At 63.8% G+C, this 13,684-nt stretch carries 16 protein-coding genes and 1 pseudogene; 6 read left to right on the top strand and 11 right to left on the bottom strand.

What is annotated here, in order from left to right; translation table 11 throughout:
* Positions 1–6: 6 nt before the first annotated feature.
* On the bottom strand, positions 7–384 hold the full coding sequence (locus ACP7E3_RS05245; protein WP_046383063.1) for a type II toxin-antitoxin system VapC family toxin: 378 nt from the start codon (positions 382–384) through the stop codon (positions 7–9).
* Positions 381–740: a type II toxin-antitoxin system Phd/YefM family antitoxin gene (locus ACP7E3_RS05240; RefSeq protein WP_227778671.1), complete on the bottom strand. Its 360-nt coding sequence runs from the start codon at positions 738–740 to the stop codon at positions 381–383. Before ACP7E3_RS05240 ends, ACP7E3_RS05245 begins: the two co-directional genes overlap by 4 nt.
* 111 nt (positions 741–851) lie before the next feature.
* Between ACP7E3_RS05240 and ACP7E3_RS05235 the strand changes: the two are divergent.
* The 5 genes and pseudogenes from ACP7E3_RS05235 to ACP7E3_RS05215 all read left to right on the top strand — a co-directional run.
* Positions 852–986 (top strand): annotated as a pseudogene (locus ACP7E3_RS05235) (DMT family transporter); the annotation flags it as partial.
* 89 nt (positions 987–1,075) lie between these two features.
* A complete protein-coding gene (locus ACP7E3_RS05230; RefSeq protein WP_079444133.1) occupies positions 1,076–1,246 on the top strand; it encodes a metallothionein in 171 nt (56 codons plus the stop codon).
* 76 nt (positions 1,247–1,322) lie between these two features.
* Positions 1,323–2,087 (top strand): AraC family transcriptional regulator, encoded by a 765-nt coding sequence (locus ACP7E3_RS05225; protein WP_046383065.1) that lies wholly within the window; start codon positions 1,323–1,325, stop codon positions 2,085–2,087.
* Positions 2,088–2,177: 90 nt separating this feature from the next.
* Positions 2,178–2,351 carry a DUF1427 family protein gene (locus ACP7E3_RS05220; protein WP_017849167.1) on the top strand — a complete coding sequence of 58 codons (174 nt, stop codon included), beginning with the start codon at positions 2,178–2,180 and terminating at the stop codon, positions 2,349–2,351.
* 30 nt (positions 2,352–2,381) lie between these two features.
* Positions 2,382–3,341 (top strand): quinone oxidoreductase family protein, encoded by a 960-nt coding sequence (locus tag ACP7E3_RS05215; RefSeq protein WP_046383066.1) that lies wholly within the window; start codon positions 2,382–2,384, stop codon positions 3,339–3,341.
* A gap of 48 nt (positions 3,342–3,389) precedes the next feature.
* Here ACP7E3_RS05215 and ACP7E3_RS05210 read toward each other — a convergent pair whose 3' ends face one another.
* The 3 genes from ACP7E3_RS05210 to ACP7E3_RS05200 all read right to left on the bottom strand — a co-directional run bounded on the left by ACP7E3_RS05210 (position 3,390) and on the right by ACP7E3_RS05200 (position 6,474).
* On the bottom strand, positions 3,390–4,418 hold the full coding sequence (locus ACP7E3_RS05210) for a purine-nucleoside phosphorylase (protein WP_046383067.1): 1,029 nt from the start codon (positions 4,416–4,418) through the stop codon (positions 3,390–3,392).
* A 14-nt stretch (positions 4,419–4,432) separates the two neighbouring features.
* Positions 4,433–5,380, bottom strand: a complete 948-nt coding sequence (locus tag ACP7E3_RS05205) for a nucleoside-specific channel-forming protein Tsx (protein ID WP_201021164.1) — start codon at positions 5,378–5,380, stop codon at positions 4,433–4,435.
* Positions 5,381–5,535: 155 nt separating this feature from the next.
* Positions 5,536–6,474: an AraC family transcriptional regulator gene (locus ACP7E3_RS05200; protein ID WP_426122474.1), complete on the bottom strand. Its 939-nt coding sequence runs from the start codon at positions 6,472–6,474 to the stop codon at positions 5,536–5,538.
* A 268-nt stretch (positions 6,475–6,742) separates the two neighbouring features.
* Here ACP7E3_RS05200 and ACP7E3_RS05195 point away from each other — a divergent pair, with 268 nt between their 5' ends.
* Positions 6,743–7,516, top strand: coding sequence for an L-iditol 2-dehydrogenase (locus ACP7E3_RS05195; protein ID WP_017849171.1), 774 nt, complete (start codon positions 6,743–6,745; stop codon positions 7,514–7,516).
* Positions 7,517–8,760: 1,244 nt separating this feature from the next.
* Here the strand turns inward: ACP7E3_RS05195 and ACP7E3_RS05190 are convergent.
* The 6 genes from ACP7E3_RS05190 to ACP7E3_RS05165 are packed head-to-tail and all read right to left on the bottom strand — an operon-like array spanning position 8,761 to position 13,674.
* Positions 8,761–10,215, bottom strand: coding sequence for a cytochrome D1 domain-containing protein (locus ACP7E3_RS05190; RefSeq protein ID WP_057004357.1), 1,455 nt, complete (start codon positions 10,213–10,215; stop codon positions 8,761–8,763).
* Positions 10,212–11,036, bottom strand: coding sequence for a uroporphyrinogen-III C-methyltransferase (gene cobA, locus ACP7E3_RS05185; protein ID WP_017849359.1), 825 nt, complete (start codon positions 11,034–11,036; stop codon positions 10,212–10,214). The genes ACP7E3_RS05190 and cobA overlap by 4 nt, the downstream gene beginning before the upstream one ends.
* 44 nt (positions 11,037–11,080) lie before the next feature.
* A complete protein-coding gene (gene nirJ / locus ACP7E3_RS05180; RefSeq protein WP_017849358.1) occupies positions 11,081–12,262 on the bottom strand; it encodes a heme d1 biosynthesis radical SAM protein NirJ in 1,182 nt (393 codons plus the stop codon).
* A 12-nt stretch (positions 12,263–12,274) separates the two neighbouring features.
* Entirely contained in the window at positions 12,275–12,775 is a 501-nt protein-coding gene (locus ACP7E3_RS05175) for a nitrite reductase (RefSeq protein ID WP_426122471.1), read from the bottom strand.
* A complete protein-coding gene (locus ACP7E3_RS05170) occupies positions 12,750–13,193 on the bottom strand; it encodes an Lrp/AsnC family transcriptional regulator (protein WP_046383070.1) in 444 nt (147 codons plus the stop codon). Before ACP7E3_RS05170 ends, ACP7E3_RS05175 begins: the two co-directional genes overlap by 26 nt.
* A complete protein-coding gene (locus tag ACP7E3_RS05165; RefSeq protein ID WP_032804989.1) occupies positions 13,186–13,674 on the bottom strand; it encodes an Lrp/AsnC family transcriptional regulator in 489 nt (162 codons plus the stop codon). The genes ACP7E3_RS05170 and ACP7E3_RS05165 overlap by 8 nt, the downstream gene beginning before the upstream one ends.
* Positions 13,675–13,684 lie beyond the last annotated feature (10 nt).

Raw genomic sequence — 13,684 nt, 5'->3', positions numbered from 1 at the left:
GGCGATCTACACCAGGACCGCCAGCGATGTGTATTGGGCAACCTGCGGATCGGCCGTCAATAGCTTCATTGGTTCGCTCAGGGCGGTTGCAGCGATGAGCCGATCGAAAGGGTCTTTGTGATGAGGCTCGAGATCCTTGACCGCAATGGCGTGTTCTGACGTGATGGGGAGTTCGACGAAACCGCTTTGCAGGCAGCACTCACGGACTTCATCCAGATCGACAGTGAGTTTCCCCAGGCCGACCTTGATCGCCAGTTCCCAGAATGTGGCGGCACTGACGTAGATCTCTGCGGCATGTTCAATCAGCTTTCGGGCTTTGCTGGAGAGCTTGGGGTCATCGTTCAACGTCCACAATAGGATGTGGGTATCCAGCAGCACTCTCATGAATGAGTGCCCTGGAACGCCGCGATGAGGTCGTCGGACAAAGGCGCGTCGAAGTCATCCGGAATCACCAGCTTGCCTTGCATGGCGCCAATTCGCCGGCCTTTGGATTTTCCAACAGGGACAAGCTGCGCCATCGCTCGCCCATGCTTGGCGATGGTGATGATTTTGCCGGCAGCTGCCTCATCAACCAGTTTTGACAGCGTGTTTTTGGCTTCGCCCAACGGCACTGTAATCATGGGGCTCTCCGCATATTTTGGCCAAATATAGCCAGAACTGCTGGCGCTATCAAAGACAGCCTGACCGCTGGTTGACGCCAACCGTTTTGAGCGCGACGGGTTGCGGTATATGACATCCATGGCATTGCTCCAAACAAGGATTTCGTCGAAGTCTGTCGCAGCGTGCCGGGCTTAGGAATAGTGGCCCGAAAAATCGGAATGGACCTACTTTAACCGCGAGGCGTTTTCCCCATGAGCGTGCTGATCGACCATTTCGGCTGGCTGGGCCACCCGGACATCGAGCTGTCGGGCAGCCGGATCGTGGCAATGGCCTGCCTGGCGCTAGCGCTGGTGTTCATGTACCGCAGCAACGCCCGCACCGACTGATGGGAGGAACCATCCGCGCCGGCCCGCAGTCACTGCTAAAGGTGTCGGCGCCCGCCGCACCGGGACGACCATAACGAAGGAGTCTGACCATGCCAGATACAACCTGTGCCTGCCCACACTGCAAATGTGTGCTGGGAGTGGAGGCGGTGATGAAAGACGGTAAGGGCTATTGCTGCCAGGGCTGTGCCGAACACCATGCCCATGGTGAGCCGTGTGTGGCGCCGACGGGCTGCGAATGCGCCAAGTCGGCTAAAGGCTGAGCGCGGTAAAAATTCGCTCGGCTTGTCGGGCGCTGGTCATTACCATGGCCGCTCACCCTTGCCGGATGTGTTCCCCATGGCCCTGGCCACGCCCCCCGACCTCAGTGATCACGCCGTGCCCGTGCAGCCGCTGGCGCGGACCTACCCGCGTGGTTGGTATGTAGAGCCCCATCGGCATGACTGGGGCCAGTTGCTCTATGCCATGAGCGGGGTGATGTGGGTCGAGACGCCACGCGAAGCGCTGGTGGTGCCGCCCCAACGCGCCGTCTGGCTGCCGCCGGGCGTGGAACACGGGATACGCGTGGTTTCGGATTTGCAGATGCGCAATATCTACCTGCGCCCGGCGTTGGCCGCGACGCTGGACAGCCAGGTGCAGGTGATTGAAGTCGGCGGGCTGCTGCGCGAGTTGATCGTCACCCTGGTGGAGCAGGGCGACAGTGGCGATGCCGGCTATTACGACGCGGTGGTCGGCCTGGCCCTGCTGGAGCTGCAGCGCGCACGTCGTGCGTCAATCCGCATCGCCATGCCGCTGGAGGCCGACCGCCGCCTGGTCAATGCCTGCCAGGCGGTGATGGCGGCGCCATCCCTGGCGATTCCCTTCGAGCATCACGCCGAGGCCGCCGGTGCCAGTGTGCGGACCTTGGCGCGGCTGTTCCAGAACCACCTTGGCATGGGCTTCGCCGAATGGCGCCGCCAGGTGCAACTGGCCACGGCGGTGGCTGAGTTGATCCAAGGCCAGTCAGTCAGCGCGATCGCACGGTCCCTGGGTTACTCGCCCAGCAGTTTCAGCGACATGTTCCGTCGTGAACTCGGTGTGGCACCGTCGCAGTACCGCGGTTGAAGGTTTGGCCGAAATCCTGAAGCACTTGGCCGATGAGGTGGGCGGCGGCTTCCTACACTAAGCGCCATCCAACCACCAGGCGCTGCCCCCATGAGTTACTTGATCTCCCTTGCCATTGGCCTCTTCGTCGGCGTGATCTACGGTGCGCTGGATTTCCGCTCGCCCGCGCCGCCGGCCATCGCGCTGGTAGGCCTGATGGGCATGTTGCTCGGCGAAAAACTGTGGCCGATGGGGCGTCAGTTGGTCAGTGGTTGGTTGTCCTGAATGTCCTTTCCCCTTTGATGGATGCCGCTCATGAAAGCGCTGCAATTTTCCGCCACCGGCGACCTCTCCACCCTGCGTTTCGTCGACGTCGCCACCCCGGTGCCCGCCGCCGGGGACGTGCTGGTACAGATCAAGGCCGCCGGTCTCAACCCCAGCGACGTGAAGAATGTGCTCGGTCGCTTTCCCTACACCACGCTGCCGCGCATTCCCGGTCGCGACTTCGCCGGCGTGGTGGTCGAAGGCCCGCAGGAATGGGTCGGGCAGGCGGTCTGGGGCACCGGGCGTGACCTCGGTTTTTTCGCCGACGGTTCCCACGCCCAGTACCTCACTGTGTCGGCCAAGGGCGTGGCGCACAAACCCAGCCACCTGAGTTTTGCCCAGGCCGCCAGCCTCGGTGTGCCGTACACCACCGCATGGGACGCCCTGCAGCGCAGCGCGGTCGGCGAGGGCACGCGGGTGCTGGTCATCGGTGCGAACGGGGCCGTCGGCAGTGCGGCGTTGGCCTTGGCGAAAATCCTTGGGGCGCAGGTACTGGCGGCGGTGCGACGCCCTGAGCAGGCCGAAGTGTTGCAGGCGCAAGGTATCGCCGCGATTACCCTGGGCCAGCCGGAGGATTTGGGCGCGCAGGTCAATGCCGTGTTCAAGGGCGGCGCCGATGTGATCTTCGACACCACGGGGTTCTGGTTGCCCGCCGCCGTGGCGGGGCTGGCGCCGTTCGGGCGCATCGCGATCATTGCCGCGCCGGTCGACGGTCAGGTGCAACTGCCGGCCCTGGCCCTGTATCGCAAGGGCGGTTCGGTGGTGGGGATCAATTCGTTGCTCTACAACTGCGAACAATGTGCGGTGATGCTGGAGCAGTTCGGGCACTTCTTTGACGAAGGGTTGCTGCCGCTGCCGAGCGGCCTGCGCGAAGTGGCGTTGGCCGAGGGTGTGAAATGCTTCGAGGAGGTGAATGTGGGCAGCGCCGATAAGATCGTCTTGCTGCCCTGACGCGCTTGAACAGGTGGGAGCAAACCCGCTCCCACCGGTGGTTTTTGACTAGGCGTCGGGCACGCCTTTTTCCCACGCCGACCAGTGCTTCAGGATCGCCTGGACCAACGGGTTGCCCGTGCGGTACAGGTTCTCCAGCGCCGGCACGAAGCCGCCCTGGTCCGCATATTTGAGCAGGTTATCCACCTCGCTGTAGCCCGGATAAGGCCGGTCGAAATCCGACCCGGCGCGCACCACCGCCAGGCGCTGGATATCCACCAGCCCTTCGCGACTGGCGCGCAGCAGGGCTTCATAGGTGGAGTTGTCTTCCTGCTGGGTGGTGCAGTATTCGCCTTGGTTGTCGGTGAGCAACCGCGTCCAGACTTCGGCGCGCTCGCTCAGGCGCGTGCCGGAGAACCAGGTGTTGCCCGCCAGGGTGTCGCAGCGGGTAACTTGCGGCGGTTGGTTGGCCGGTGCCGCAGGGTAGTGTTTGCGCCAGGCGCTGGATTCCGGGCTTTCCGTCAGCTCAACCTTCTGCGACAGGGCAAACGCCTTGGCCTGCAGTTTCGGGTTCAGCTCGAACACTTCGGTCTTGTAGTCCAGCGGCGGTTTTTCGTTCGGACCCTTGGTGTTGATACCGATGTAGCCGGTCGGCCAGTCTTTGGGCGCGTCCCGCGAATCGATTTCCCACTGGGTGCCGAACTCCACCAGGTAATGCGCCCAGGCGGTGGTGCCGAGGGTGCCGTGTTTGGGGCTGATGCCAGCAATCCCGGCGATCAGAAAGTAGCTCTGGCGCAAGTCGAATTTGGGTGACAGCGCCAACGCCAGGGTGGAGGCGGCGGCGTTGGTCTGGCCCATGCCGGTCACCAGCAGGCAGACGTCTTCGGTATTGCAACGAATCACCGGGTATTCGGCAGACAAGCCCGGCACGCGGACTTCCTGCTTGAGCGCCAGGCGATCGATCCAGGTTTGCGCCTCGGGGGCGAACATGGTGATCAGCATCACCTTGGGCTTGATCGGCGCAGGCGCCTGCGCCAGTACCAGGTGGGGCAGCAGCGCCAGGCCGACGGCCAGCGAGACACGGGTAAACAGACTCATCTAAAACTCCTTGATCAGAATTGGTAGCCTACGCCGGCGTAGTATCCCCAGCCGTTGGAGCGTGCGCGGAAGTTACCGTCGCCGAAATTCAGCTCGCTGCCATCCTCCCAGTTACCGCCGTTGTGAAAGTAACGACCGACCAGAGTGAAGCGCAGGTGGGTGAACGAGTACAGCAGCACGTTGGTCGCCACCAGCGCGTTGGCGGTGCGCGCCGGGTTGTCCTTGTGCAGGTCCGAGCCGAAATCGTAGTTGGTGAAGCCGATATAGGTCAGCGAGGCGCCGTTGTCGAACGTGTCGATGGGCACAATGTACTTCATCTGCGCGCGGTAGCCGTCCCATGCGTATTCATTGCTGGCGCCATAGTTTTCCCATTGGTAACGCCCATAAAAGTTCGCCGACAGGTTGACCCGCGAGTGGGTGTCGATGTCGGTGCCGAGGCCGCTGTATAGCGTGTTGGCACGGTTGGCGGTGTTACTGCCGTGGTCGTAGATCCAGTCAAAGGCCACGTACCATTCCTTGAACGGGCCGATGGCCAGGCTGCGCCCCGCCAGGTAGTCGATGGAGATCCGTGGCTCGTGCTCCATGAACAGCGGCGAGCCATGATCCCATGCGCCTTTGTCATTACTGTTACCGATGCCGAGAATCTTCGGCACGTCGATATAACCGTACAGCTCGAAGGGACCCTTGCGGCCGAAGTACTCGTATTCCAGGTAGACGTCATCGGCCGGCTTGGGGCCGAAGCTGATGTCTTTGCTGCCGATCAATGTCAGGTCCTGGTTGAACCAGTCCGACAGGTACACGCCTTTTTTCGCCGGGCTGGCTTCAGGGCTCAGGGTTTCGCCCTGTGCTGAGTCATCGACGGGTTGTTCCTGCGCCAGAATGGGCGGGCTGAGTACTCCCGTAACGGCGCTCAATAGCAGGGAAACACCAAAGGAAGCGGAATGCCTTGAGGTGGGGTGCATTGAAAATCCCTATTCAGTTGCGGTTTAGACCCGATTCTTCGGGTTGAGGTGAACTTGGCGGCCAAGTTCGTTCCGCAAACGTTTGCACAAGCTGTACCAACTTTACTCAATGGGCTGAATAGCTTGGGAAAAATTCTAATTAATCGACCATTTGGTCAGTATTGACGCGGTGTCATTTTTTCGCTGCGCTGGAACAGGTGCATGGCCGTTTCGCGCCGATATTCACTGGGCGTCTGGTGCATCTCGATGCGAAAGTGCCGGTTGAAATTGGACAGGTTGGCGTAGCCCACTTCAAAGCAGATCGCCGCCACGGACAGCTCGCTTTGCAGCAACAGCCGGCACGCCCGCTGTATGCGGAACTTGCGCATCAGGTCGATAAAGCCGTGGCCGGTGTTGCGCTTGAAGAAGCGTGAGAAGCCCGCTTCGCTCATCTCCAGTTGCCGGGCGATTACCGACAGGCGCACATCGCCGGTCAATTCGCGCATCAGGTAGTCGAACGCCTTGTTGATGCGCTCGGCGCTGCGCGCGTCCAGGGTCGGCGCATAGCACGGGCTGGCCAGGGCCTGCACCTGCGGCGGCGGGGCGTTCTTGAGGGTGTCGAGCAGTTGCAGGAACAGGATCAGGCGTTGCAGGCCGTGGGCGCTGCCGATTTCTTCCAGCAGGCGGGCCGCTTGCGCAGCGGTTTCGCCGCTGAATGCCAGGCCGCGCCGGGCCTGTTCGAACAACGGCTGCACGTCGCCGAGTTCCGGCAGGGTCTTGCGCAGGGCGAGGAGGGCGCTGCCGTCGAATTGCAGCACCACATCGCGGCCGTTCAGGTGTTCGCCGGGGGCTAGGTCGCCGATCCAGTCGTGGGGCAGGTCCGGGCCGATCAGCGCAACATGCCCGGCACCGAATGCGCCGATGTAATCGCCCGCCACCAACTTGCCGCTGCCTTGGCGGATCAGGTGGATCTCGAATTCCGGGTGGTGATTCCAGCGCGCCAGTTCGTAGGGGTAGTCATGTTCGAACCAGCGAAAACAGTGTTCCGGCTCGGGCAGGATCACTTCGAGTTCCGCGGGGCGGTGTTCGAACAACTCGGCGCGGCTGATGGGCATGGTGATGCCTCTTGTACTTGGGGAATTGCGCCAAAATACGCGTGTTGGCGACAGCCGCGCTACCGAAGCTTTCGCCCGACACTGATACTTTTTTGATTCCGGGCCTGCGGTTAAAAAAGTATCGGTCGGGCATTCGCCACGGGTTTGTGAGGGCCCGGCCAAGCTGCTGTAATCGGCCCTCGACCATAAAAACAAGCGGTGGACACCGCCGAGCACGAGATCAAACGCGCCGGTTATCCCCCATCAATGCCCGAGGGACACGCACCCCATGAAACGACTGGAAGGTAAGAGCGCGCTGATCACCGGATCGGCGCGAGGCATCGGTCGCGCCTTTGCCCAGGCCTATATCCATGAAGGCGCCACGGTTGCCATCGCCGATATCGACCTGCAGCGGGCCCAGGCCACAGCAGCCGAACTGGGCCCGCAGGCTTACGCGGTGGCGATGGACGTCACCGACCAGGCGTCGATCGACGCCGCGATTGCCGCCGTGGTGGCCCATGCCGGCCAGTTGGATATTCTGATCAACAACGCGGCGCTGTTCGATCTGGCGCCGATTGTCGACATCACCCGCGAGAGTGTCGAGCGGCTGTTCTCGATCAACGTCGCCGGCACCCTGTTCACCCTGCAGGCCGCGGCTCGGCAGATGATCCGCCAGGGCCACGGCGGCAAGATCATCAACATGGCCAGCCAGGCGGGGCGGCGTGGCGAGCCGCTGGTCGCGGTGTACTGCGCGAGCAAGGCGGCGGTGATCAGCCTCACCCAATCGGCGGGGCTGAACCTGATCAAGCAGGGCATCAACGTCAACGCCATCGCCCCGGGCGTGGTCGACGGCGAGCATTGGGACGGGGTGGACGCACTGTTCGCCAAGCACGAAGGCCTGGCGCCGGGCGAGAAGAAGCAGCGAGTAGGCGACGAGGTGCCGTTCGGACGCATGGGCACCGCTGAAGACCTCACCGGTATGGCGATCTTCCTCGCGTCGAAGGACGCCGACTATGTCGTCGCCCAGACCTACAACGTCGATGGCGGGAACTGGATGAGTTAGGTCATACACCGATCAACATGTGGGAACGAGCATGAGGCTGCGATAGCGGGCTGTCAGGCAGCAAAAAAGTCAGCAGTACCGGCCCCGTCGCAGCCTCGCCGGGGCTCGACACCTCCCACAGTAGATCGCCATGTCCGCCCGCAGCGCGGTCCCTTTGTAGGAGCTGTCGAGCTTCAGCGAGGCTGCGATAGCGGACGGTCAGGCAGCAAAAAAGTCAGCAGTACCGGCCCCGTCGCAGCCTCGCCGGGGCTCGACACCTCCCACAGTAGATCGCCATGTCCGCCCGCACCGCGGTCTCCTTGTGGGAGCTGTCGAGCTTCAGCGAGGCTGCGATAGCGGGCTGTCAGGCAGCAAAAAAGTCAGCAGTACCGGCCCCGTCGCAGCCTCGCCGGGGCTCGACATCTCCCACACTAGATCGCCATGTCCGCCCGCAGCGCGGTCTCCTTGTGGGAGCTGTTGAGCTTCAGCGAGGCTGCGATAGCGGACGGTCAGGCAGCAAAACTGTCAGCAGTACCGGCCCCGTCGCAGCCTCGCCGGGGCTCGACACCTCCCACAGTAGATCGCCATGTCCGCCCGCAGCGCGGTCTCCTTGTGGGAACTGTCGAGCTTCAGCGAGGCTGCGATAGCGGACGGTCAGGCGCCAAAACTGTCAGCAGTACCGGCCCCGTCGCAGCCTCGCCGGGGCTCGACACCTCCCACAGTAGATCACCATGTCCGCCCGCAGCGCGGTCTCCTTGTGGGAACTGTCGAGCTTCGGCGAGGCTGCGATAGCGGACGGTCAGGCGCCAAAAATATCAGCAGTACCGGCCCCGTCGCAGCCTCGCCGGGGCTCGACACCTCCCACACTAGATCGCCATGTCCGCCCGCAGCGCGGTCTCCTTGTGGGAGCTGTCGAGCTTCAGCGAGGCTGCGATAGCGGGCTGTCAGGCGCCAAAAATGTCAGCAGTACCGGCCCCGTCGCAGCCTCGCCAGGGCTCGACACTTCCCACAGTAGATCACCATGTCCGGCCGCACCGAGGTCTCCTTGTGGGAGCTGTCGAGCTTCAGCGAGGCTGCGATAGCGGACGGTCAGGCAGCAAAACTGTCAGCAGTACCGGCCCCGTCGCAGCCTCGCCGGGGCTCGACACCTCCCACAGTAGATCACCATGTCCGCCCGCAGCGCGGTCTCTTTGTGGGAGTTGTCGATTTCCATTTCAACCCATGCCGGGGTTTCCTCGCTGGCGAGCAGGTGCCCGGCGCGAGGTTCAGTGTGATGTGCCTTCGGCAAATTCGACTTTGTTGCCCACGTTGTACTTGCCCGACGGTTTGTTCATCGGGATGCGCTTGATCTCCTTGAGTGTCTGGCTGTCATAGACGATCAACGCCCCATCGTTGGCCCAGATGCTCAGCAACAGGTAGCGGCCGTCGCGGGTGAATTCCACGTGGGCGGCGGTCTTGCCCGGCATTGGGCGTAGGGTGTGGGCGATTTCCAGGGTCTGTTTGTCGATCAGGTGAATCGCATCGTTGTCCGGCCCGAAAAACACATCGCTCCACACATAACGCGAATTGGCATGGCTGCGCATGAAAAAGCCCGGGCCGAGGGTGGGGATCTGCTTGATCAGCTTCCAGGTCTTGAGGTCGATCACCGAGATTTGCCCCTTGCTGATATTGGGCGTGGCAAACACCCACTCACCGTTGCGCTGCCAATACGTCCCCGAGCCCAGGTGCGGCATGCCGGACAGTGGGATGTCGGTGACCACGTGGCCGGTGTCCAGATCGATTACCTGGCCGCCGCCGGCCTTGCGTGAGGTGGCGACCAGTTGGCGATAATCCGGGGAAAACGAAAAGTCATCGAGCACGTCCTGGGCCTGGATGCGCCGGGGTTCGAAGCTGGGCCGGGCGGCGGCATAGGACAGTTCCCAGACTTCATTCACGTCCTTGAGTGCCACGATAAAGCTGTTGCGCGGCGGAGCGGTGTACACCGCGCTGACCCGCGACGCGGTGTCGAGGGTCTTGACCAGCGACAGGTCCCGGGCATCCAGCACCACCAGATTGCCCGGCAGGTAATTGCCCACCAGCACCCAGCGCCCGTCCTTGCTCACCGCGAGGTTGCGGGTGTTGAGCGCCACGCGGGTTTCGGCGATCAGCTTGAGGTTGTGCAAGTCGTACAGGCTGATCCAGCCGTCGCGCGAGGCGAAGTACACAAAGCGCCCATCGGGGGAGAATTTCGGCCCGCCGTGGACCGCGAAATGGGTCGGGAAGCGGTCCAGCACGGCAAAGGTGTCACCGTCGAGAATGTCGATGTGATGGTCGCCGGACTCCACCACCACAAACAGGTTGAGCGGGTCGGCATGATGCTGAGGCGTAGTCGGCAAGCGGCTCAGGTCTGCCAGCAGGGTGTGGCTGTTATGGATGTCCTGCTCGTTCCAGGTCGCCGGTGTGGCAGGCGGTTGCTGCAGGAAATTCGCCAGGCCGTCGATCTGCGCAGCGCTCAACTGTGGTGCAAACGCCGCCATCTGACTGGCCGGGCGCCCTTGCTCGATGACCTTGCGCACTTCCTCCGGCTTGATCCGCCCCAGGCTTTCCGGCAGTAACGCCGGGCCGCTGGCGCCGATGCGGTTGACGCCATGGCAGCTCGCGCAGTGACGCTGGTAGTCCTCGGCCGGCGTGCCGTGGGCGGCGGCGGCCCAGAGCAAGGGCAGCAGTAGCAGGCGTTTCATACCGCCACCGCTTCGCGGGCCGGCGACAGGCTGGCGGGGAAGTGCAGGGCGGCTCCGGCGAACAGGTTGACCACATGGCCGATCACCGTCAGGGTCGGCACACCGGGTTCGCAGTCGGCGGCCATCGTCGGCAACTGGCGCAGGGTGCCACGGGCCACCTGCTGGTCGGCTCGCGCGCCGTTGCTGATCAGCGCCGCTGGGGTGTCCGCCGGCAGGCCCGCCGCCACCAGGTGTTCGGCGATCAGCGCGAGGTTCGACAGGCCCATGTAGAACACCAGCGTCTGGCTCGGCTCGGCAAGGCTGGCCCAAGGCAGCTTCAACGCGCCGTCGCGTTGCAGGTGCCCGGTGACGAAGCGGCAGGAGTTGACCAGATCGCGGTGGGTCAGGGGGATGCCGGCATAGGCGCTGCACCCGGACGCGGCGGTGATGCCCGGCACCACCTGGCAGGGCACGCCTCGGGCCAGCAGGTATTCCAGCTCTTCGGCGCCACGGCCGAAGATAAACGGGTCGCCGCCCTTGAGGCGCACCACCCGTTGCCCCTGGTCGGCCAGTTCGGCCAGCAGTTCATTGAGTTGATCCTGCGGCAGGCTGTGACAGCCGCTGGCCTTGCCCACGTAATGGCGCGCGCAGGTCAGCGGGATCAGCGCCAACATCTCGGCGCTGATCAACCGGTCAAAGACCACCGCATCGGCCTGCATCAGCAGGCTCCAGGCCCGCAGGGTCAGCAGGCGCGGGTCGCCGGGGCCGGCGCCCACCAAGGCGACTTCGCCGGGGTGGAAGGGGCTGTGCAAACTGGCAGGTAAGGTGGTCGGAGTGTGCATGAGACGTCCTTGATACATCATCAGGTAGGCTGCCCCCGGTTGTGTCACCGGGTGGTCGAGCAAGGGATCAGGTTGCGAGGCTGCAGGGCGATCTCGGCGTCGCTGAGGTGGCAACCCGGATCGGGGCCCCAAAGGTCGCCGTTGGCCCAGGCGCGGGTGCGTGTGTTGCCGTTGCAGATCGGCAGCCAGCGACACTCGGCACACCGCCCGCCGATGGTCCGCGGGTGTTCGCGCAGGCGCAGCAGCAACGGGTCGGGCCGGTCCAGCCAGAGCTGGCGGAACGTGGTGTTGCGCACATTGCCCACCGAGTGCTGCCACCAGTACGTGTCGGGGTGTACCTCGCCGGTGTTGTCGATATTGGCGATGCCACTGCCCGACGCATTGCCGCCCCAGCCGTGCAGCAGGTGTTCCAACTGCGGGTAATGCTCGGGCAGATGCTGGTGGACCCACTGCAGCAACAGCACGGCGTCGGCGTCGTTGTTGCCGCTGACGAAGTCACTGTCGACGCCGTTTTCGATGTCGTGCCAGGCCTGCTGGAAAATCAGCGTCATCGCATCGCGGCTCATCTGCCGGTGCGCGTCCAACTGCCGGCTGCGTTTGCCGCGCCCGCTGTAGTTGAGGTGCGACAGGTAGAACTTCTGCACATCGTAGTCACGCATCAGCGCCAGCAGTTGCGGCAACTGCCCATGGTTTTCCTGGGTCAGGGTGGTGCGCAGGCCCACGCGAATGCCGGCCTCGCGGCACAGACGGATGGCGTGCATCGAGCGCTGGAAGCTGCCCTGCAACTGGCGAAACGCATCGTGGGTCGCCTGCAGGCCGTCGATGCTGATGCCCACATAGTCGAAGCGCGCGTCGGTGATCTGCTGGATATTGTGTTCGTCGATCAGCGTGCCGTTGCTCGACAGCGCGACGAAAAAACCTTTGTCCCGGGCATAGGCGCTGAGCTGGAACAGGTCTGCGCGCAGCAGCGGTTCGCCGCCCGACAGAATCAGCACACGCACCCCGGCCGCGTGCAAATCGTCAATCACCTGGAGCGCCGCCGGGGTGTCCAGTTCATCGCGGAACACGCTGTCGGCGCTGGTGGCGTAACAGTGTTTGCAGGTGAGGTTGCAACGCCGCAGCAGGTTCCAGATCACCACCGGCGGCCGCTCCTTGCCGGGCGGCGAGGTGCGGGGCGGCGGGCATTTTCCGGCCAGGGTACGCAGGTACTGACTGATCCGTAGCATAGGACGCTCCTTCTAAGGTGCCGGCGTCAGGCGCAGGCCGGTTTTTTTCAGGATGCGGCTGCTCACCAGCATCTCGTCGCCGCGGCAGGCATCGCCGAGCAGGAACCGCAGGTGTTCGCGGTAGCTGTCGATTTCCTCGCGGCTACGCCCATGCACCATGGCGAACAGGTTGTAGGGCCAGTCGAGACGGCGCGGGCGGCGGTAGCAATGGCTGACAAACGGCTGCGCACCGATCAATTCGCCCAGGCGCGGCATCTGCACGTCGGCCACGTCCCACACGGTCATGCCGTTGTGGCGATAGCCCAGGCGGTAATGGTTGGGCACGGCGGCGACACGCCGGATCGCGCCTTCAGCCTGCAGGTGCTTGAGCAAGTCGAGGGTCGACTCGACGCTGATGCCCAACTGCTCGGCGAGCCAGGCCCAGGGATCGTCCAGCAGCGGCAGGCCACCCTGGGTGAGGGCGACCAGGCGCAGGGCCAGGTGGTGGTCAGACCGGGAAATACAGACCGACATGGTAGGTTTGCTCCTTCGGCAGATTGAGCACCGCCAACCCCGTCAGGGTCTCGATGCGGGACAGCGTGGCGGCCAGTTCGGCCTCGGTGCCGCAGGCCAGCACGAACCACATGTTCCAGCGGTGTTCGCGGCGGTAGTTGTGGGCCACCTGGGGCAGCGCGTTGAGTTGTTCGGCGACCGCGTCAAAGCGCGCGTCGGGTACGGCCAGCGCAGCCAGGGTGAAGGCGCCGCCGAGGCGTTCGACATCGAACATCGGACCGAAGCGCGTCAGCACCCCGTCTTCGAGCAGGTCGTGCAGGCGGTCGAGCACTTCACTCGGGTGGCTGTGCAGTTCCTGCGCCACCTGCCGCCAGGGTTCGCGCACCAGCGGCAGGCCGTGTTGCAGGCGATTGATCAGGCGCCGGTCGAGATCATCCATGGGCCCATACCTGCGACGACGGCGGCGTAAAGCGCCCGCCGCATTGCTTGAAGGCGTGGGTGCTGAACAGCAACTGGTGCGGCAGGTCACTCAGTTGCTGCTGTTCCAGCATCCGCTGGATATGCGCCGTGACCTCCTTGCGTTCGCGGCCATGCACCATGCAGAACAGGTTGTAGCGCCACTGCGGCAGGCGGCGTGGGCGCTGGTAACACAGGTTGACACCGGGCGCGCGGCCCAGGCGGTTGCCCACTTCGTCCACCAGCGCATCGGGCACGTCCAGCACCAGCATGGCATTGGCGACAAAGCCCAGGGCGCGGTGATTGAGCACCAGGCCGACACGGCGGAACAGGCCCTGGTCCTGCCATTGCTGCATCTGCTGCAACACCTGGTCGTGATGCGCGCCGATCTGTTCGGCGAGGTTGTCGTAGGGCCGCGAGACAAGAGGCAAGCCGCGTTCCAGGCATTGGCGCAGGTCGAGCATTTGCTCTTGG

Source organism: Pseudomonas sp. PSPC2-3 (genome assembly GCF_049898265.1).
GTDB classification, from domain to species: Bacteria; Pseudomonadota; Gammaproteobacteria; order Pseudomonadales; family Pseudomonadaceae; genus Aquipseudomonas; species Aquipseudomonas veronii.
This window is presented reverse-complemented; position numbering and strand designations above follow the sequence as displayed.